This window comes from Niallia oryzisoli (assembly GCF_043641075.1).
GTDB classification, from domain to species: domain Bacteria; phylum Bacillota; class Bacilli; order Bacillales; family Cytobacillaceae; genus Bacillus_BD; species Bacillus_BD oryzisoli_A.
In genome coordinates this window covers 1,177,027-1,195,602 of the sequence record NZ_JBHZRC010000001.1, presented here as the reverse complement: position 1 = coordinate 1,195,602, position 18,576 = coordinate 1,177,027, and the positions used below count along the sequence as shown (strand labels likewise).

Annotated in this window: 17 protein-coding genes; 12 read left to right on the top strand and 5 right to left on the bottom strand. The window is 36.5% G+C overall.

Translation table 11 applies throughout. The features are described 5' to 3' along the window. Positions 1–4: 4 nt before the first annotated feature. On the bottom strand, positions 5–1,159 hold the full coding sequence (locus tag ACHUFV_RS06065; protein ID WP_394232695.1) for an aminotransferase A: 1,155 nt from the start codon (positions 1,157–1,159) through the stop codon (positions 5–7). 244 nt (positions 1,160–1,403) lie between these two features. Between ACHUFV_RS06065 and ACHUFV_RS06060 the strand changes: the two genes are divergently transcribed. Then, positions 1,404–1,934 carry an RDD family protein gene (locus ACHUFV_RS06060; protein ID WP_394232694.1) on the top strand — a complete coding sequence of 177 codons (531 nt, stop codon included), beginning with the start codon at positions 1,404–1,406 and terminating at the stop codon, positions 1,932–1,934. A 151-nt stretch (positions 1,935–2,085) separates the two neighbouring features. Beyond that, positions 2,086–2,991, top strand: coding sequence for a chemotaxis protein (locus ACHUFV_RS06055; protein ID WP_394232693.1), 906 nt, complete (start codon positions 2,086–2,088; stop codon positions 2,989–2,991). Positions 2,992–3,072: 81 nt separating this feature from the next. Here the strand turns inward: ACHUFV_RS06055 and ACHUFV_RS06050 are convergent, their stop codons facing one another. Continuing rightward, entirely contained in the window at positions 3,073–3,546 is a 474-nt protein-coding gene (locus ACHUFV_RS06050; protein WP_394232692.1) for a YkyB family protein, read from the bottom strand. A gap of 368 nt (positions 3,547–3,914) precedes the next feature. Between ACHUFV_RS06050 and ACHUFV_RS06045 the strand changes: the two genes are divergently transcribed. Beyond that, the gene (locus ACHUFV_RS06045) at positions 3,915–5,447 is read left to right on the top strand and encodes a Ppx/GppA phosphatase family protein (protein ID WP_394232691.1); all 1,533 of its coding nucleotides are present in this window, start codon (positions 3,915–3,917) and stop codon (positions 5,445–5,447) included. A 114-nt stretch (positions 5,448–5,561) separates the two neighbouring features. After that, positions 5,562–7,664 carry an RNA degradosome polyphosphate kinase gene (locus ACHUFV_RS06040; RefSeq protein ID WP_394232690.1) on the top strand — a complete coding sequence of 701 codons (2,103 nt, stop codon included), beginning with the start codon at positions 5,562–5,564 and terminating at the stop codon, positions 7,662–7,664. 82 nt (positions 7,665–7,746) lie between these two features. Here ACHUFV_RS06040 and ACHUFV_RS06035 read toward each other — a convergent pair whose 3' ends face one another. Then, complete coding sequence (locus tag ACHUFV_RS06035) at positions 7,747–8,622, bottom strand: metallophosphoesterase (RefSeq protein WP_394232689.1); 876 nt, start codon at positions 8,620–8,622, stop codon at positions 7,747–7,749. Positions 8,623–8,810: 188 nt separating this feature from the next. On the opposite strand from ACHUFV_RS06035, the gene ACHUFV_RS06030 reads away from it, so the two are divergent. From ACHUFV_RS06030 to ACHUFV_RS05995, 8 genes are all read left to right on the top strand, one after another. Continuing rightward, positions 8,811–10,016 carry an EAL domain-containing protein gene (locus ACHUFV_RS06030; protein WP_394232688.1) on the top strand — a complete coding sequence of 402 codons (1,206 nt, stop codon included), beginning with the start codon at positions 8,811–8,813 and terminating at the stop codon, positions 10,014–10,016. A 242-nt stretch (positions 10,017–10,258) separates the two neighbouring features. Next, a complete protein-coding gene (locus ACHUFV_RS06025) occupies positions 10,259–10,495 on the top strand; it encodes a YkuJ family protein (RefSeq protein ID WP_394232687.1) in 237 nt (78 codons plus the stop codon). Between the two features lie 142 nt (positions 10,496–10,637). Beyond that, positions 10,638–11,078 carry a cyclic-di-AMP-binding protein CbpB gene (gene cbpB, locus ACHUFV_RS06020; protein ID WP_394232686.1) on the top strand — a complete coding sequence of 147 codons (441 nt, stop codon included), beginning with the start codon at positions 10,638–10,640 and terminating at the stop codon, positions 11,076–11,078. 82 nt (positions 11,079–11,160) lie between these two features. Continuing rightward, positions 11,161–12,666: an MDR family MFS transporter gene (locus ACHUFV_RS06015; RefSeq protein ID WP_394232685.1), complete on the top strand. Its 1,506-nt coding sequence runs from the start codon at positions 11,161–11,163 to the stop codon at positions 12,664–12,666. Positions 12,667–12,788: 122 nt separating this feature from the next. Further along, positions 12,789–13,376 carry a CAP domain-containing protein gene (locus ACHUFV_RS06010; protein WP_394232684.1) on the top strand — a complete coding sequence of 196 codons (588 nt, stop codon included), beginning with the start codon at positions 12,789–12,791 and terminating at the stop codon, positions 13,374–13,376. 157 nt (positions 13,377–13,533) lie between these two features. Continuing rightward, positions 13,534–14,244: a 2,3,4,5-tetrahydropyridine-2,6-dicarboxylate N-acetyltransferase gene (gene dapD, locus ACHUFV_RS06005; RefSeq protein ID WP_394232683.1), complete on the top strand. Its 711-nt coding sequence runs from the start codon at positions 13,534–13,536 to the stop codon at positions 14,242–14,244. 86 nt (positions 14,245–14,330) lie between these two features. Continuing rightward, positions 14,331–15,452, top strand: coding sequence for an N-acetyldiaminopimelate deacetylase (locus tag ACHUFV_RS06000; protein ID WP_394232682.1), 1,122 nt, complete (start codon positions 14,331–14,333; stop codon positions 15,450–15,452). A gap of 125 nt (positions 15,453–15,577) precedes the next feature. Further along, positions 15,578–16,237 (top strand): potassium channel family protein, encoded by a 660-nt coding sequence (locus tag ACHUFV_RS05995; RefSeq protein ID WP_394232681.1) that lies wholly within the window; start codon positions 15,578–15,580, stop codon positions 16,235–16,237. A gap of 45 nt (positions 16,238–16,282) precedes the next feature. Here ACHUFV_RS05995 and rnjA read toward each other — a convergent pair whose 3' ends face one another. Both rnjA and ACHUFV_RS05985 read right to left on the bottom strand, forming a co-directional pair. Beyond that, the gene (rnjA, locus tag ACHUFV_RS05990) at positions 16,283–17,950 is read right to left on the bottom strand and encodes a ribonuclease J1 (protein WP_394232680.1); all 1,668 of its coding nucleotides are present in this window, start codon (positions 17,948–17,950) and stop codon (positions 16,283–16,285) included. A 3-nt stretch (positions 17,951–17,953) separates the two neighbouring features. After that, positions 17,954–18,163, bottom strand: coding sequence for a DNA-dependent RNA polymerase subunit epsilon (locus ACHUFV_RS05985; protein WP_394232679.1), 210 nt, complete (start codon positions 18,161–18,163; stop codon positions 17,954–17,956). Positions 18,164–18,576: the final 413 nt, after the last annotated feature.

Genomic DNA, 18,576 nt, shown 5'->3' with positions numbered 1-18,576 from the left:
AGCATTAAGCCTGCACTTTTTTTATATATGCTTCGATTCTATTTAGACCTGCCTCTAATGTTTCCTTAGAACAAGCAAAAGACAGCCTAAAGTATCCTTCTCCATAGCTTGAAAATGCACTTCCCGGCACAACAGCAACTTTCTCCTCCTTTGCCAGCTGAAGACAAAAGTCAAAAGAAGAAACCTGGTCGGTTGGCAGCTTGACGAAAAAGTAAAAGGCACCATCGGGCTTCTGGACGTCAAGACCCATTTGAATTAAGCGGTTATAAACATAATTTCTGCGTTCAAGATAGGCCTCTTTCATTGGCAAAGCATCATTTTTTCCTTCTGTTAAAGCCGCTAATGCAGCCATTTGTGAGATAGAAGTAGCACATGTAACATTGTATTGATGAACTTTTAGAATGTGTTTTGCAATGGCTTCTGGTGCAAATAACAGCCCGATTCTCCATCCAGTCATGGAATGTGATTTTGATAATCCGTTTATGACAATCGTTTTCTCCCTTAAAAATGAAGCAATCGATACATGCTGATGATCATATACTAACTCACTGTATATCTCATCAGCTAAAATAAAGATTTCTTTTTCTGCAAGCAGTTCAGCTATCTTCAATAATTCTTCCTTGCTTAAACTAACTCCTGTTGGATTGGAGGGATAAGGAAGCACGATGCATCTTGTTCGATTTGTTATGTAAGATTCAATCACGTCTGCAGTGAAGCGAAATCCATTTTTGCGAATATCTGCATAAACAGGTTTAGCACCGCAAAGCTTAATGATTGGTTCATAGCCCGGATAGACAGGTCCTGGCAAAATGACTTCAGATTCTTCATCCAAAATCGTACGGAATGCAATATCAATCGCTTCACTCGCACCAACTGTGACGATTACTTCTGAATCCGGATCATAAGTAAGACTATATTTTTCTTTCATATACTGAGAAGCAGCGCTTCGTAGTTTAATATCGCCTGCATTATGAGTATAAGAGGTGAAATTATGATCAATTGCTTTTTTACCGGCCTCTTTTACATGTGTAGGTGTCGGAAAATCAGGCTGACCAATTGTTAAGGATATCATTCCTTCTGTTCCAGCAACCAGATTAAAGAATTTACGAATCCCGGAAATTTCTATTTCTTTGACTTTACGATTTATTAAATGTTCCACAAGTTTAACCTCCTAAACAATAATGTTATTGTAACGTAAATATTCTATATGTGAAATAGGGCAGTGCTAAACTTAAAAAATAATGAAAAGATCTTTATGCGTTCCTGTTTAATTTTGAACATGAATAAATTATTCATAAATGTAAGTCATTTAAAATATATCTTAAACAATTATTCGAAATAGAAAGAATTCACTGAATTAATGCTATAATTTAGTTAATAAAAACTTCAAGGGGGTAATAGGGATGGAGACAACAAATGAAGTATACCCTGATATAGAAAAAAAGGAGTATGGGGGATTTTGGATTCGCGTTGCGGCTTATTTAATTGATTCTATCATCATTGGCATTCCATTGAGTATCATTTCTTTCCTCATTTTACTATTCTTTTTCGGAACTTCAGACATCACATATTTAATCATGGCAGACCCGGCGTATATGGAGACAGGTATGACAGATGAGGAAGCTCTTTCTTTCCTCTTAACTTATCTCGGCGCGATTATTGTCACCTCGATCATTAGTATTATCATTGCAGTAGCTTATTTTGCTGGTCTGCATGCTTCTAAGTGGCAAGCGACAATCGGAAAAAAAGCTCTAGGTTTGAAGGTAACAGATCTTAAAGGGGAACGAATTTCTTTCTGGCGTGGTTTAGGAAGATATTTAGCTATGTCTTTTCTATCAGGTATTTTATTTATTGGTTATATTATGGTAGGTATAACGGAGAAAAAACAGGGATTGCACGATTTAATTGCCGGTACGATGATCATAAAAAAATAAACAACATATATTCGCACAAAAATACGTCTCGAGGCTTTCTCAGATGTATTTTTTTGTGAAGAAATGTATTAAAAATTATCCAAATATAGCTTGTTGTCGTGGTATAGTAAAGGTAACAAATTCAATAAATTGGGATAGGTAGGTTGAAACTATGGAAAATAATAAAGGGATTTTACTCGAAAGTGGTACAAATGAACTAGAAATTGTTGAATTTGGAATTGGTCCAAATAAATTTGGGATAAACGTAATAAAAGTAAGAGAAATTATTAATCCGGTATCTGTCACTCAAGTTCCCCATGCCCATCCCCATGTACAAGGGATTATTGAATTACGCGGTGAGGTTTTGCCAGTTGTAGATGTGGCAAAAGCAATCGGGTTTCCACCATCGGAAACACCGGAAAAGGACAAATTTATCGTAACTGAATTTAACCAGCAAAAAATTGTGTTTCATGTACATAGTGTATCTCAGATACACCGAATATCCTGGGAACAAATTGAAAAACCAGCTGAAATGTATCAAGGGTCAGAGAGCCAAATTATTGGTGTGATTAAGCTTAACGGAGAAATGATTCTTTTGCTTGATTTTGAAAAAATCGTCGTTGAAATTAATCCGAATACAGGGATTAATATTAATAGATTGAAAAAGCTTGGTGAACGAGAACGATCAAATAAACATTTAGTGGTTGCAGAGGATTCGCCTCTCTTGCGTAAGCTGATTCAGGATACGCTAGAGGAAGCAGGCTATATGAATATCGAGTTTTTTGAAAATGGTAAGGATGCATTTACCTATTTGGAGAACATTGTGCAAAATGGTAAAGTCATCGATAAAGAAGTACAGCTAGTAATCACAGATATTGAAATGCCGCAGATGGATGGTCACCATTTAACGAAAAAAGTGAAGGAACATAGTGATTTATCAAAGCTTCCTGTTATTATTTTCTCATCGCTCATAACGGATGACTTACGTCATAAAGGTCAAATTGTGGGAGCAGATGCACAAGTGAGCAAACCGGAAATAGCTGAACTAGTACTATTGATCGATCAATTTGCTTTATAAACAAAAAAAGCGAATGACGTTGGAACTGGACAGGTACATAAAAAAACTTCCATTAAAATTCTTAATGGAAGTTTTTTTAAATTAAAAATAACTTTCGCCAAGCTTTTTAAAGATTGGCTTATTATATTTCTTTCTTGGAGGAACTGCATTATTTTCATGTTCCTTAAGACCAGTATAAGAGCATAGCATCTTTTTGGCCTGGGCTAAAGAAAGTGAAGCTTTTGGATTTCTAACCTGTTTGTCCAACTTGCCTAAATGTGGGAGTTCTGCAAAATCACTCTTTGAAGGAGGTAAGTGAAACGTGTAATTTTCACATGCAATTAAAACGTCAGACTGCTGTTGGCTATATTTAGGGTTATTTGAAAAATGCAGACCGACCTTCTTTGCTTTGCCTTCCTTTATTAGTTTGTGCAGTGCCGTATATTTAAGCTTATATAAAAATTTTGGATTTGGGGCAGTTTTTGCATGACGATTGATAATGAAGATCGCTTGAGCGAGGTTTTTAATTGTTGGATTTAATTGAGGCTCTGATGAGTAATCCCTATTTGTGGACAATGTGATGTCTCCTTTCCGTATTTTGAGGGCAAAGCGTGATTAATATCTATTGTTAATGTCAAGGAAAATAATTTAAATTATTATTGTTTATTATACCCCTTTTGGCAATAAAAGAAAATAAATTCTCGAAAAATTATGCTTAGTTTAAATGGGTGGATAAAGTAATTCTGTGGAATATTTATTGAATCTTAACAAGGGTTCCATTCTCCTCCTACACGATTTGGGTTATGATTATTCTTATGAATGAAGGAGGTAAAAGTTACTTTTTTCTGTTAAATTGAATATATTTATGTTTAACATATTTATGTGCTTGGTAAAGACTTCAGTTGCACTAAAATAGAAAAATACCAGGAAGGAGAATGGGGATGATGAAGGAAAAATGGGCAGTGATCGACATTGGCTCAAATACGATACGCCTTGTAATCTATATAAAAAGTCAAAGCGGTAGTTATAAGGAAGCTGAAAATATTAAAACAGTTGCGAGACTAAATCAGTTTCTTACCTCAAAAAATGAATTGCGTCAGGAAGGAATTAATCTCCTTATTGATATTTTACAGGGTTTTAAAGAAATCCTATTTTTTCACCAAGTCACGACAGTCTATTGTACTGCAACTGCTACGATCAGACAGTCAAAGAATCAAGCTGAGATTCAATCACTCGTTAAAGAGCGAACAGGTTTTGATATGAAAATTCTATCTGAAAAAGAGGAAGCGTATTTTGGTTATTATGCTGTTACACATTCTACTCCGATTGACACAGGTATCACCATTGACATGGGTGGAGGAAGTACAGAGATTACCTATTTTGAGAGTAGAAAATTAATGCAATACCATAGCTTTCCATTTGGGGTTGTTTCCTTAAAAAAACAGTTTGTGAAAAATAATCCTATAACAGTAGAAGAAAGAAATAGACTTGCGGAATTTATCCAAGCTTCTTTTGCACAGCTCCCTTGGTTAAAAAATTTACAGGTTCCGGTGATAGCCATTGGTGGTAGTGCAAGGAATATCGCCCAAATTGATCAAAACTTTAAAAAATATCCGATTGCAGGGATCCACCAATATATTATGAGTTATTCTGATTTGCAGAAGATTCAATTGTATCTTGGACAGCTGACGGTTGAACAGCTTGAAAAGGTAGAGGGACTCTCGAAGGATCGTGCGGATATTATCGTTCCTGCACTAGAAGTATTTGTGGGACTTTGCGAATATAGTCAATCGTATTCATTTTTGTTTAGTAAAAAGGGATTAAGGGACGGTATTTCGATGAAAACAAGCGAGATGGATGATGTCTTGCTGACCACTGACCAAATAATCAATAACAGTGTCTTGGAATTACTGATTGATTATGGAGTTGACCCAGCACATGCAAGTCATCGGGCAAGGCTTGCAGAGACATTATTTGATGAAGTGTGCTCACATTATGCTTGTGAGAATAAAGGAGTATTAAGAACCTTTGTGATAAGAGGGGCAGAGCTTTATTATCTCGGTCAGTATATTGATGATGATTCCAGCAGTCAGCATACATTTTATTTGTTAGCCAACCAATCCATTAATGGACTACTACATAAAGATCGCTTGAAGCTGGCATATATCGCTTCATTTAAAAATAAAACATTATTAAAGCAATATTTTGCTCCATTTTCAGATTGGTTTACGAAAAAGGAAATGGAGGATATCCGTCTGGCTGGAGCGGTAGCCAAGCTGGCTGCTGCACTAGATGCATCAAAGAGAGGTATTGTAAAAAAAATTCATTTAAAAGAAACTGCCAATGATTCATTGCAGCTAATGGTTTATTGTCAGAGAAACCCTTTTGTGGAACAATATGAGACCGAAAAACATATACGTCAGTTAGAAAAGGTACTCCGTAAAGCAATACAAATCAACTTTATTTCGTGTGAATGATCGCTTATTAAACGCTATGTTCAAAAAGGATTCAATCGTACAATGAATTGACAAAAAGTTTTTATTTTTTGTTATGCTATAAATGTCGAATATTGCAAAAAAGGTGTGGGTTAATTGGATAATAGTCATTTTAATCATCCATCAAATTATAATAACCGGGAGATTAGCTGGCTTGCTTTTAACGAGCGGGTGCTGCAGGAAGTGTTAGATAAACGAAATCCATTGTTAGAAAGAATAAAGTTTTCAGCTATCTTCAGTTCGAATTTAGATGAGTTTTTTATGGTTCGAGTTGCAGGCTTAAAGGATCAAGTGAAGGTAGGGTTCACGAAACCAGAGAATAAAGCTGGGATGACACCAATGCAACAGCTGGAAAAGATTTCTGAAAAAGCGCATCATCTTGTTACGCTTCAGGACGAGACCTTTCAAAAACAAATTCTCCATGAATTAAAAGCAGAAAATATTCATTTATTGAAAGTAGATGAATTAACTGCAGCACAAAAAAAGTATCTTGAACTTTTTTTTGATGAGCAAATCTTTCCTGTTTTAACACCTATGGCCGTTGACGCGTACCGGCCATTTCCAATGCTATTAAATAAAAGTATTAATTTTGCAGTTTCGATAGAGATGGAAAAGGATAACGAACATCAGCTCAAACAGCAGCTAGCAATTGTACAAGTTCCATCATTATTAGAGCGTTTTATCGAGGTGCCATTTATTGATGGAACGACTTGTTTTGTGCTGCTTGAAGATATTATTTGTTATTTTATTGCAAAACTTTTCCATGGCTATCGTATCCTTTCTGTTACACAATTTAGAATTACCAGGAATGCTGACTTGGAAATACACGAGGAAGGGGCAAGAGACCTTCTGCAGGTTATTGAGAAAGAATTAAAGAAGCGTAAATGGGGAGCAGCTGTCCGACTCGAACTAAAGGAAGAGCATTTAGATAGACAAATTCTAGCTTATTTACTGGATGAACTAGAAATTACTGAAGAGGATGTCTATTATATTTCAGGTCCATTGGATAAAACATTCTTGTTTTCATTTTATAAAGTTTTTGCGTCGAGAAGAGACGATCTTACTTATGAGCCCTTTATCCCAGTACCTTCATCAGAAATCAATAGTAATAAAGATATTTTTCAAAATGCGTTGGACCATGATATGCTCCTGCACCATCCGTATGAGTCATTTCAGCCGATTCTCGATTTTGTAACAGAAGCAGCTAATGACCCAGATGTGCTTGCCATCAAGCAGACCCTATACAGAGTAAGCGGAGACTCTCCAGTCATTGAAGCATTAAAACGTGCGGCAGAAAATGGAAAGCAGGTTACGGTATTAGTTGAATTAAAGGCAAGATTTGATGAAGAAAATAATGTCCAATGGGCAAAGAAACTGGAGAAAGCAGGGTGTCACGTTATTTATGGTATGACACATTTGAAAACCCATAGTAAAATTACCTTGGTTGTGCGAAGGAAAGAGGGATTGATCGAGCGATTTGTTCATCTTGGCACGGGGAATTATAATGATCAAACAGCGAAAATATATACGGATTTTGGTTACATTACCACAAAGCGTAAGTTTGGTATTGATGCTACAAATTTCTTTAATTATTTAAGCGGTTATACACAAAAACCGGTTTATCATCATTTGGTTGTTGCCCCGCATGATATTCGAGGGGAATTTATTCTATTAATTGACAAGGAAATTGAAAATCACAAACAATTCAATAATGGACATATAATTGCCAAAATGAACTCATTAACGGATAAAAAAATTATCATGAAACTATATGAGGCCTCTTCGGCAGGGGTTAAAATTGATTTGATTATTCGAGGAATCTGCTGCCTAAAACCAGGGATTAAAGATGTAAGTGAGAATATTCGTGTGATTAGTATTGTAGGAAGGTTTTTAGAGCACAGTAGAATTTATCACTTCAATTCTAACGGTGAAGAAAAAATTTATTTGTCCTCTGCCGATATGATGACAAGAAATATGGAAAAAAGAGTAGAAATTTTGTTCCCTATTTTTGAAGAGGAATTAAAGAAAAAATTAAAGGAGTTACTTGCTCTCCAATTGTCGGATAATCTAAAGGCTCGGGAGCAGGACAGTGAAGGTGTTTATCACTATATTCAAAAGAAGGAGCATGAGCCTGATATTGACAGCCAGGCCATTCTCATTGAAAAATCAAACTATGTTATCGAAGATGTTGAAGAATAATCAAATCCCTTTGAATTGCATAAAGAATAGAGAGCAGCACAAAATGTGCTGCTCTCTTTGATTTCATGTTTAACCCAGTTGGTTATAAATCTTGTTTTAATGTGAATAGCGTCAGCTCGGGCTTTGATAAAAATCGGAAGGGCAGTCTGGTTGTTCCCAGACCTCTATTAACATATAGGGTTAAAGGATTCTGTTTATCTCCTATTTTGTAAAAACCCTCATAATAAAGCTCGCTGTATGGAGGAGTAACCAATGCACCGATAAAAGGAACTTTAACTTGTCCGCCATGACTATGCCCGCTTAGTTGTAAATGAATCCCTTCAGTTACTGCTAATTCAGCCATATCAGGTTCATGGGCCAGGAGAATTTTATAAGTGTCAGAGGGTAAATCTACGGTAGCTTTTGCTAAATCCGGCTTTCCAAGCATGGCATCGTCAAGCCCAATTAAATGAATCATGCTGTTATCAAGCAACTTGATTTCAAAGGCTGCATTCTGCAGCAACATAAAACCGCTTTTCTCGATTATATTTTTGTAAATATCAGTACCGTAACCTCCGTGGTCGTGATTTCCATAAATAGCGAATTTACCAAAAGGAGCATTAACTTTTGTTAGAATAGGAATAATTTCATCACTATTTGGATACTTATTGGGCTCGTCCATTAAATCACCAGTGAAAAACACAATATCTGGCTGTAATCGATTGATACGATTAATTAATTTGTCCAATTGTTTAATCGTATATTGGAAACCGAGATGTGTATCACTGAATTGTACAATTTTAAAGTCATCAAAGCCTTTCGGAATGAGGGAATGCCTAATGGTATAGCGGTTGATATCAAGTAATCTCGGTTCTATTTCTCTAGCATAATAATAACCGCCCGCACCGGCCGCAAGTAAAGTGAATAAGGAGCCAATCGTTTTTTTGATAAACGTTCTTCGTGAAATTTTTTTCGACATTGTGATCCAACCAATCATAGAAATTACCTTACTCTATACTATCAAACGATTTTAGTGATTAGAAGTCATTTGCGAAAATATATGGCTTTTTGCATAAACGTGTTACGTTATTAATGATTTTATTTTAGGCTGCTAACTTGTGGAAACAAGTATGGTATAATTGTTCATTATCCACGAGGAGGTTCAATATGGACGCATTGGATATCTTAACCAACTTAAACCGTTGTTTTCCCTATTTTCAGCCGGTATTCAGTGCAGATGAACATCGCGTTATTGGTTATGAAATATTTGGAAGATATAATGATAATGGTCAAGTAATTAGTCTAGGATCCTTTTTTCAAGATAAGAGCATACCGGATGAATATCGATTAGAAGTTGATAATGCGGTATTAACAAAGGCTTTTGAGCTCGCAACTGAACTAGATAAGGATGTACTGCTTTTTGTGAACAGAGATGCAGATCTATTAATTCATGACAGCGGTGAAGCTTTTTTACAATTCCTGCAGCAGTTCCAAGAGAAGGGAATTAGTCTAAAGCGAATCGTATTAGAAATATCAATGGATGAACCAAAGGACGAGATGGATCATTTGCTGAATTATTACAGAACATTTGGGATAAAGATTGCGATTGATAAATTGGGGGAGGGAAGCAGTTTTCTAGATCAAATCGGTCAGTTAAAGCCTGATATTGTAAAGGTTGATTTGATGCCGTTACGTTCAATGAATCCCCCGCCTGCCTATAAGGATATCTTGTATTCCTTATCCATTCTAGCAAGAAAAATTGGTGCAACATTGTTATTTAAAAATATTGAAATGGTTTATCAGCTTCAATTTGCTTGGCAGCACGGAGCCAGATATTATCAAGGCTATTATCTGGAGAAACCAATATCCAATTTTATTACTAGAGATATTTTAAAAGATAAACTAAAGGCAGAATTTCACGAATTTATTATATATGAAAAGAAAAAGCTGGAATCCGTCTTTCAGGTTACTGAAAGATTTCAAACGAAGATTCAGGAAATAATAAATAAAAATCGTAAAACAATGAATTTTGAATTGCTGTTGAAAGCACTGGGAAAAGAATTAGATCAGGTTGCTTTGAGAATGTATATTTGTGATGAGGATGGTTTTCAATTATCTCCTAATATGCTGAAAAAAGGTATTGATTGGGAGATGCAGCCGGAATATATGAGAAAAAATTGGAGCTGGCGGCCTTACTTTTTGGAAAACATGATTAGAATGCGTAATGATAAAAAAGGGCTTTTGTCTGATTTATATTGTGATATTGAAACCGGTGAAATAACGAGAACGTTTTCTTATCCAATCAATGCCCATGAATATTTATTTATTGATTTAACCTATGATTTCCTGTACAAAAATGATACATTGCTTTAATAAACTGAAAGCTTCCTTGTGAATTAATGTCGAAAAAAGTTCAAATTATAGTAATAATGTAAAAAAAACTCGATTTTTCTTCATCTTTTACTTGTGTTATCTATTCACTTTATTTTATGCTGTTTATATTGGCTAAATCATTTTCGCATAGGAAAATTTAGACTTTAGATTTATGGTTTAGAAATAAGTCAAATGAGAAACCTAGTAGTAAGATATTTGGCTTTGTTGAAAGGAGAGGGAGCATGTCACAGCTTCAAGGTATTATTTCAAGGTTAAAAAACCTGCAGGAAACATCAAATAATGGAGAACCTTCACAACGTTTTTTTGAGGTGAATGGTGAACGGAAATGTCAAGTAACGTATCAACCGAAGACTGAAACCTTTGAGTTGGAGGTTTATTTTGATAAAGAAAAGCCAAAGAGATATCAATTTGACAATATTGATATGATTACAATTGAAATCTTTGATTTAATTCAATAATTCTTAAAAAGGAACCATGCTGGTTCCTTTTTTGCAGTTTTTCTTGGTTCTAATTCAAAATGGTTGTGTTATGGAAGCGAAAAGTTATAAACTGTGTTAAAATATTATTTATGAAATTACTAAGTTATGGGAGTTTTCAGCTATGAATAATCTTGGTAATGAGTTTTTAAAGATGAATCTCCGCGATTTAATGATTCCTTCTGAGCGTGTAGCTCATGTTCAAGTGGGAAATAGTCTGGAGCATGCTCTTTTGGTATTAACAAAAAGTGGCTACACGGCAATACCTGTCCTTGATCCTCATTATAAGCTGCATGGACTTATTTCTACCCCAATTATTATGGAATCGATTCTAGGGCTCGAAAGAATCGAATATGAAAAGCTGGCACAAAGCAGGGTCGAGCAGGTTATGAACAGAAATGTTCCACATCTTTCTATTGATGCTTCTATTCAAAATACAATAGCATTACTAGTGGACCATCCGTTTTTATGTATTGAAAATGAAGATGGATTGTTTGAGGGAATCTTAACAAGAAGAGCTGTACTACATTTGTTAAATGACGGCCTTCAACGTGATATTGATTAAGGGAGGATGTCAAGTGACATCCTCTGTTTTATTTCATAAGTAGCTAGCTCATTAAAATGTAGAAAATGAAAGGGTTGTTTTAATGGAGAAAGCGCTGACAAAAGGACAGTCAAGAAAGAAAACAAATCGCCCGATTGTTCTTGCCTCAATTATGCTTGCCATGTTTTTAGGTGCGATCGAAGGAACAATTATATCAACAGCAATGCCGGCTATTGTTGGTGAATTAGGCGGCTTTTCTTTATATGGGTGGGTATTTTCATCATACTTATTAATGAACGCTGTCACCGTTTTAATTTATGGTAAATTATCTGATTTATTTGGCAGGAAGCCCATTTTACTATTCGGGATTAGTGTTTTTTTAATTGGTTCCATTCTATGTGGGTTTGCTGAATCAATGACGATGCTCATTGTCTTTCGATTTATTCAAGGTCTTGGAGCGGGTGCTATCACGCCAATTGCCACAACCATTGTCGGTGATATGTATACGAAAGAAGAAAGAGCGACTATCCAAGGATATCTTTCTAGTGTATGGGGGATTTCAGCCATCGCTGGACCTGCACTGGGTGGGATTCTCGTTGAGTATGTAAGCTGGAGATTTGTCTTTTGGCTTAATATTCCACTTGGAATATTAGCCATAATTGGAGTTGGGCTGTTTTTACATGAACATATAACAAAGAAGAGGCATCGAATTGATTATGTAGGGTCTTTATTAATTATGATCTCAGTTTCCTGTTTCATGTTTGTCTTGGTAGAAGGAGGAACTCGCTGGTCCTGGATGTCTATTGAGTCTTTAAGCTTAGTAATCGTCAGCGTTGTCGCCTTTCTTTTTTTCTATTTTCAAGAAAAGAAGGCAGAAGAACCTATTATGCCTTTTTCCATCTGGAAGGAACGTCCCATCTTAATCGCCAATTTGACATCATTAACAACAGGGATCATGCTTATTGGTATCTCTAGCTTCCTGCCCACATTTGTGCAAGGTGTAATGGAGCAGTCACCAATCATTGCAGGTTTTACACTGACAACCATGTCCATTGGCTGGCCGATTGCCTCCACATTTTCCGGCTCGCTTATGCTAAAGTTTGGTTATAGAAAAACTTCTCTATTAGGAGGACTGGCACTTGTGTTAGGAAGTGTTTTCTTTATTACCTTAACCCCTAATATTGGTCCAATTTGGGCAGCTGTCGGTTCTTTCATTGTTGGAATTGGGATGGGATTAACCTCGACAACGTTTATTGTCGTTATCCAAAGTGCCGTCGACTGGGAGCAAAGAGGGATTGCAACTGCTTCTAGTTCATTTATGAGAAACTTTGGGAATACAATCGGTGCAGCTCTGCTTGGAGGTATTTTAAACAGCCAAATTTTACGTTATTTCAAGGAGAAAGGCCATGATTTGAATACCAATCTTACGGTAGACTCCATCAATAGTTTATTGAATCAAGATGAACGAAATAGGCTTCCTGATGGCCTGCTGCAATTCCTTCAGGATGGGTTAACGTATTCCCTCCATATCGTTTATTGTGTGGTGCTGATTATCGCTTTAATTAGTTTTGTGCTAATCTTATTATTGCCTCGGGGAAAACAGGCTTGACCATTTAAAGATTTCCACAATTATCTTCTCATAATATCATTCGTTTTTTTCAAACTAATGAAGGTGAGGAGATGATTACATTGAAAAGAATTGTTTCTTTTTTACTAACTATGTTAATCAGTATGAGTATAATAACGCCAACAACGAATGCTCAATCGATTACCATGTTTAAAGAACCTCCGTTTGAATTCTATAAGATCTCAAGGGGGGATACGTTTTGGTTTATTGCAAAGCGTTATGGATTAGATTATAAGAGGCTAATGCAGTTAAACCCAAACACGGATCCATATAATATGCAGGTTGGGGGTATTATCCGCTTAAAAGAGAGTGCTGCTTCCGTAGGAACCTTTGAGGAAGAGGTTGTTCGCTTAGTAAATGCGGAACGTGCAAAACAAGGGCTAAGCCCACTTCAGCACCGGTCGGATGTTAAAAATGTTGCAGAAAAAAAGGCAATGGATATGATTAACAGCAACTATTTTTCTCATACTAGTCCCAATTACGGCAGTCCATTCGATATGTTAAAGACTTTTGGAATTTCCTATCGCTCTGCCGGGGAAAACATTGCAAAAGGGCAAAGGTCACCGCAAGAGGTAATGAACGCCTGGATGAATTCAACTGGCCATCGGGCTAATATTCTCAATTCAAGCTATAATGCAATCGGCGTAGGCTTCTATAACGGGGCATGGGTACAATTGTTTATTCAATCGTAGATAAATGCTGACAATCGCAGTGATTGAATTCTGCGATTGTCAGCATTTTTATGTAATCTGCTGCATTCTGTTGCACAGTTAATTTTGCTTGTTTTCAATGCTTTTGTTTGATAAAGTAAATTTTAGCAATATATAATCAAATTTGGGGGTAATGGAAATGAAAATGATGGATGCAAATGAAATCATCTCATTTATTCAAAACAGTAAAAAGTCAACACCTGTAAAAGTTTACATAAAAGGTAATTTGGAAGGTATTGAATTTGGCGCGAGCAGCAAGACATTTATTACTGGAAACAGTGGTGTTATTTTCGGTGAATGGGAAGAAATCAGCCAAGCAATTGAAAATCATAAGAGTCAAATTGAAGATTATGTGATTGAAAATGACCGAAGAAATTCTGCGATTCCATTATTAGATATGAAAAATATTAATGCAAGAATTGAGCCTGGAGCCATTATTCGTGACCAAGTGGAAATTGGAAACAATGCTGTCATAATGATGGGTGCTTCTATTAATATTGGAGCAGTAATCGGAGAAGGTACTATGATTGACATGAATGCAGTTCTTGGTGGACGAGCAACTGTGGGGAAGAATTGTCATATTGGTGCTGGTACAGTATTGGCAGGTGTCATTGAGCCGCCTTCCGCTAAGCCAGTAATTGTTGAGGATGACGTAGTAATCGGAGCAAATTGCGTTGTGCTTGAAGGTGTTACGGTTGGGAAAGGAGCCGTTGTAGCAGCGGGTGCAATTGTCATTGATGATGTCCCTCCATATACAGTGGTAGCAGGTACACCTGCACGCGTCATTAAAGAAATTGATGAGAAAACAAAATCAAAAACTGAAATTAAACAAGAGCTTCGTCAACTGTAATATAGGACTAGGCGTGGACCGTATGAGTCCACGCTTTCTTTAAAAAATTTTTAGCTCTCGAAAAATAGAGAAAGGAAGGTGTCAAAGTGAGTTCTTTTGTTCAAATTCGCCGTGATCTTCATCAAATTCCGGAGCTTGGCTTTCAAGAATTTAAAACACAGGCCTACCTCCTGTCGTATCTTCAAACATTGCCAAAAGAGAGATTAGAAATTAAACAATGGGAAACGGGTATCTTTGTAAGGATAAACGGAACAAACCCTAAAAAAATAATTGGATATCGAACAGATATTGACGGCTTACCTATTGAAGAAGAAACAGGACTTGAATTTCACTCAAAGCACGAGACTGAGATGCATGCTTGCGGTCACGATTTCCATATGACGATTGCACTTGGTACCTTGACGCACTTTGTCCATCATCCAATCAAGGATGACCTATTATTTATTTTCCAACCGGCGGAAGAAGGGCCTGGCGGTGCGGAACCGATGCTACAAACAGAAATAATGAAGGCATGGATGCCTGATATGATTCTAGCCCTTCATATTGCCCCTGAGTACCCTGTTGGAACAATTGCAACCAGAGAAGGACTCTTATTTGCAAACACATCTGAATTGTTTATTGATTTAAAGGGGAAGGGTGGACATGCGGCATTTCCACATCAAACAAATGATATGATTATTGCTGCCTGTTCCTTGGTATCGCAACTGCAAACCATCATCTCCAGAAATGTTGATCCTCTTGATAGTGCTGTCATTACCATTGGAAAAATAACCAGTGGAACCGTGCAAAATATTATTGCTGAAAAAGCAAGACTGGAAGGAACTATCCGTACTCTGTCTGTAGAGTCAATGGAAAAGGTAAAAAAACGGATTGAAGAAATTCTTAAAGGGATTGAAGTCGGATTTCAATGTGAAGCGACAATCGATTTTGGTGTCATGTATCATCAGGTTTATAATGAAGCAAAGCTAACAAGAGAATTTATGGAGTTCGTGGAGCATCATACAGACGTGAATGTGATTGAATGTAAAGAAGCAATGACGGGTGAGGATTTTGGTTATATGTTGAAGGAAATACCAGGATTTATGTTTTGGCTTGGTGTTGATTCAGATTATGGGCTACATCATTCAAAGCTTAACCCGAATGAGGATGCGCTCGATACGGCAATCAATATGATTTGTCAATATATCGAATATAAAGGGAATGAGTGATTAATTATTAAACCGGGTAACCGGTTTTTTTTACGAACGGTTTTCCACTTTATTAAATACATATAGCGAATCGTATGTATGCTAAAATATGAAGAGCCTATTTTGTATTACTGTTGGAGGAATGAATGGTGAAAAAGGAATTTGCAGTCATCGGCTTAGGTCGTTTTGGAGGAAGCATTTGCCGAACTTTTGCTGAACAAGGAATGGAAGTAATGGCTATCGATAACAATGAGGACAGGGTCAATGATTATTCGGCCATTGCTTCACATGCAGTTGTCGGCGATTCAACGGATGAAAAGGTATTAAAAAGTCTGGGGATTCGTAACTTTGACCATGTTATAGTTGCAATTGGTGATAATATCCAAGCGAGCATATTAACAACAATCATCTTAAAGGAACTCGGTGTGAAAAATATTACCGTAAAAGCACAAAATGACTACCATGAAAAGGTATTGCTAAAGATTGGTGCCGATCATGTTGTCCATCCAGAGCGCGATATGGGAAGACGGATAGCGAATAATATGATTTCCAATAGTGTTCTTGATTATTTAGAGCTCTCGGATGAACACAGTATTGTTGAGATTGTGGCGAGCGAAAAGATTGATGGCCAATCCATCCTTAATTTGGATATTCGCGCCAAATATGGAATTAATATCGTGGCGATTAAACGAAGTAATGAGATCATTGTCTCTCCACAAGCAAATGAGATTATCCATGAACAAGATATTCTGATTGTCATTGGTGCTGACGCAGATATTAACCGTTTCGAGAAGAAGGTTTTATAGAAAAAAGAAGCACAATCACTGTGCTTCTTTTTTCTATAAAAGGACTTACACTTCCATGATGATTGGTAAGATCATTGGACGGCGCTTTGTTTTTTCATATAAATACGGGGCAAGAGTATCTGTAATTTCATTTTTTATTTCAGACCACTGCGTTGTCCGTCTTTCCATAACTTTATTTAAATGCTTAGTAATAAGGCTTTGGGCATCATTGATTAAATCACTTGATTCTCTCATATAGACAAATCCACGGGAAATGATATCGGGTCCTGCGGATATTTTGAACTCTTTCATATTAATGCTTACTACAACTACAACAAGACCTTCTTCAGAAAGAATGCGGCGATCACGCAACACGATATTACCAATATCACCAATACCGCTTCCATCAATATAGACATTTCCTGAAGGAACCTTGCCAGCTACTCGTGCTTGATCCTCACTTAGGGCAAGGACTTCGCCATTATCCATAATAAAGCAATTATTCTCGTCTACACCACAGTCCACGGCTAATTTTGCATGCATTATTTGCATTCTATATTCTCCGTGTATCGGCATGAAAAACTTTGGTTTAATTAACCGCAGCATTAATTTTTGTTCTTCTTGTCCACCATGGCCAGAGGTATGAATATCACTAAGTTTTCCGTGAATTACTTCTGCTCCTGCTCTAAACAACATATTAATTGTTCTGCTGACACTTATCGTATTTCCTGGAATCGGAGATGAGGAGAATACAACTGTATCACCAGGGATGATTTGAATTTGGCGGTGAGTACCATTTGCAATTCTTGATAGTGCAGCCATAGGTTCTCCTTGGCTTCCGGTACATAAAATTGTAACTCGGTCGGCTGGGAGGCGGTTAATGGTCTGTGCATCAATAAAGGTATCCTTTGGTGCACGAATATAACCAAGCTCTAATCCAATATTGATCGCTGCTTCCATACTGCGTCCAAATACGGCAATTTTCCGTCCATTTGCGATAGCGGCCTCTGTTACTTGCTGTAAGCGGTGGATATTTGAAGCAAACGTCGCAAATATGATTCGGCCTTGAACCTTACGGAAAATATCATGAATCGTATCGCCTACACGTCTCTCAGACATCGTGAAATTTGGAATTTCACTGTTTGTACTGTCAGATAATAAGCAAAGTACACCTTCCTTACCAATTTCAGCCATTTTTGTTAAATTAGCAGGCTCTCCAACTGGTGTGAAATCAAATTTGAAATCACCGGTATGAACGACTTGTCCCGGCGGTGTCTTGACAACAATACCATATGAATCAGGGATACTATGTGTTGTACGGAAGAAAGTAACTGATGTTTTTCTGAACTTAACCACATCATCTTCTTTGATTTCATGAAGCTTGGCTGTACGCAATAAACCATGTTCATCTAATTTATTACGAAGCAGACCTAATGCCAGTTTCCCACCATAAATAGGAATATTAACTTGGCGTAGTAAGTAAGGAATTCCGCCAATATGGTCTTCATGTCCGTGTGTGATAAAAAGACCTTTAATCTTTTCTTCATTTTTAACTAAATAAGTATAATCAGGTATGACATAGTCAATTCCGAGCAGTTCATCCTCTGGAAACTTTATTCCTGCATCGATGAGGATGATTTCATCCTGAAATTGTACTGCATACGTATTTTTACCGATTTCCCCAAGTCCTCCCAGGGCAAATACAGCAGTTTGATCGTTTTTAACAAATTTCATTATTTATATCTCCAATACTTTAAAATCTTCGTTCAATTTTTCATATTCTAAAAAGGCTCCATCAATTGGGCCTACAAATTCAATGTTGTAAGGATATTCCTTTAGTTTTCGACGGACGTCCCTTACGGATTCACCTTCAACAAAGATTGTTTTTGTTTTCTCACGAACTGGCACCTGGCTTTTTGATTCTTGGAAAAAAACCTTAAAAATCATGTAAATCACTCCTTAATCCCTTTTTCTTCTTAAATTTATTTTTATAAAAAAACAATCCAAATGTATGTTTTTTCATTTTCTCCATTTTTCATCTAGTATAGCCATCAGATGATTAAGTTAAATTCCGGACATTGACTGGATCTAGACTCTATTGCAAAAAAATAAGGAAGGAGCCCTTCGAAAGAATGAAGGGCTCAAATAATCAGGCAATTGATTTTTTTCGCAACATATCGTTCCACTGTTTTAAAAGCTTTTTTTTCAGCTTCTTTAACATTGTGGCTCATCTCCTTATTTCTATTTTAAACAATCCTAGTCTAAAGTAAAGCAGAAATGGGTGTTTAAAAAAGATTTATTCTTGTTTTTACTTATATTATTTGTCTTAAAGCAGGGAATTTATCATGGAGAAACATGGA

Bases quoted from the DNA above. Each gene is read 5' to 3' on its own strand.
- cbpB (WP_394232686.1), top strand. From the start codon at position 10,638: ATGAATAATCTTGGTAATGAGTTTTTAAAGATGAATCTCCGCGATTTA.
- ACHUFV_RS06025 (WP_394232687.1), top strand. From the start codon at position 10,259: ATGTCACAGCTTCAAGGTATTATTTCAAGGTTAAAAAACCTGCAGGAA.
- ACHUFV_RS06060 (WP_394232694.1), top strand. From the start codon at position 1,404: ATGGAGACAACAAATGAAGTATACCCTGATATAGAAAAAAAGGAGTAT.
- ACHUFV_RS06055 (WP_394232693.1), top strand. From the start codon at position 2,086: ATGGAAAATAATAAAGGGATTTTACTCGAAAGTGGTACAAATGAACTA.
- ACHUFV_RS06030 (WP_394232688.1), top strand. From the start codon at position 8,811: ATGGACGCATTGGATATCTTAACCAACTTAAACCGTTGTTTTCCCTAT.
- ACHUFV_RS06015 (WP_394232685.1), top strand. From the start codon at position 11,161: ATGGAGAAAGCGCTGACAAAAGGACAGTCAAGAAAGAAAACAAATCGC.
- ACHUFV_RS05985 (WP_394232679.1), bottom strand. From the start codon at position 18,163: ATGATTTTTAAGGTTTTTTTCCAAGAATCAAAAAGCCAGGTGCCAGTT.
- ACHUFV_RS06045 (WP_394232691.1), top strand. From the start codon at position 3,915: ATGAAGGAAAAATGGGCAGTGATCGACATTGGCTCAAATACGATACGC.
- dapD (WP_394232683.1), top strand. From the start codon at position 13,534: ATGAAAATGATGGATGCAAATGAAATCATCTCATTTATTCAAAACAGT.
- ACHUFV_RS05995 (WP_394232681.1), top strand. From the start codon at position 15,578: ATGGTGAAAAAGGAATTTGCAGTCATCGGCTTAGGTCGTTTTGGAGGA.
- ACHUFV_RS06035 (WP_394232689.1), bottom strand. From the start codon at position 8,622: ATGTCGAAAAAAATTTCACGAAGAACGTTTATCAAAAAAACGATTGGC.
- rnjA (WP_394232680.1), bottom strand. From the start codon at position 17,950: ATGAAATTTGTTAAAAACGATCAAACTGCTGTATTTGCCCTGGGAGGA.
- ACHUFV_RS06010 (WP_394232684.1), top strand. From the start codon at position 12,789: ATGAGTATAATAACGCCAACAACGAATGCTCAATCGATTACCATGTTT.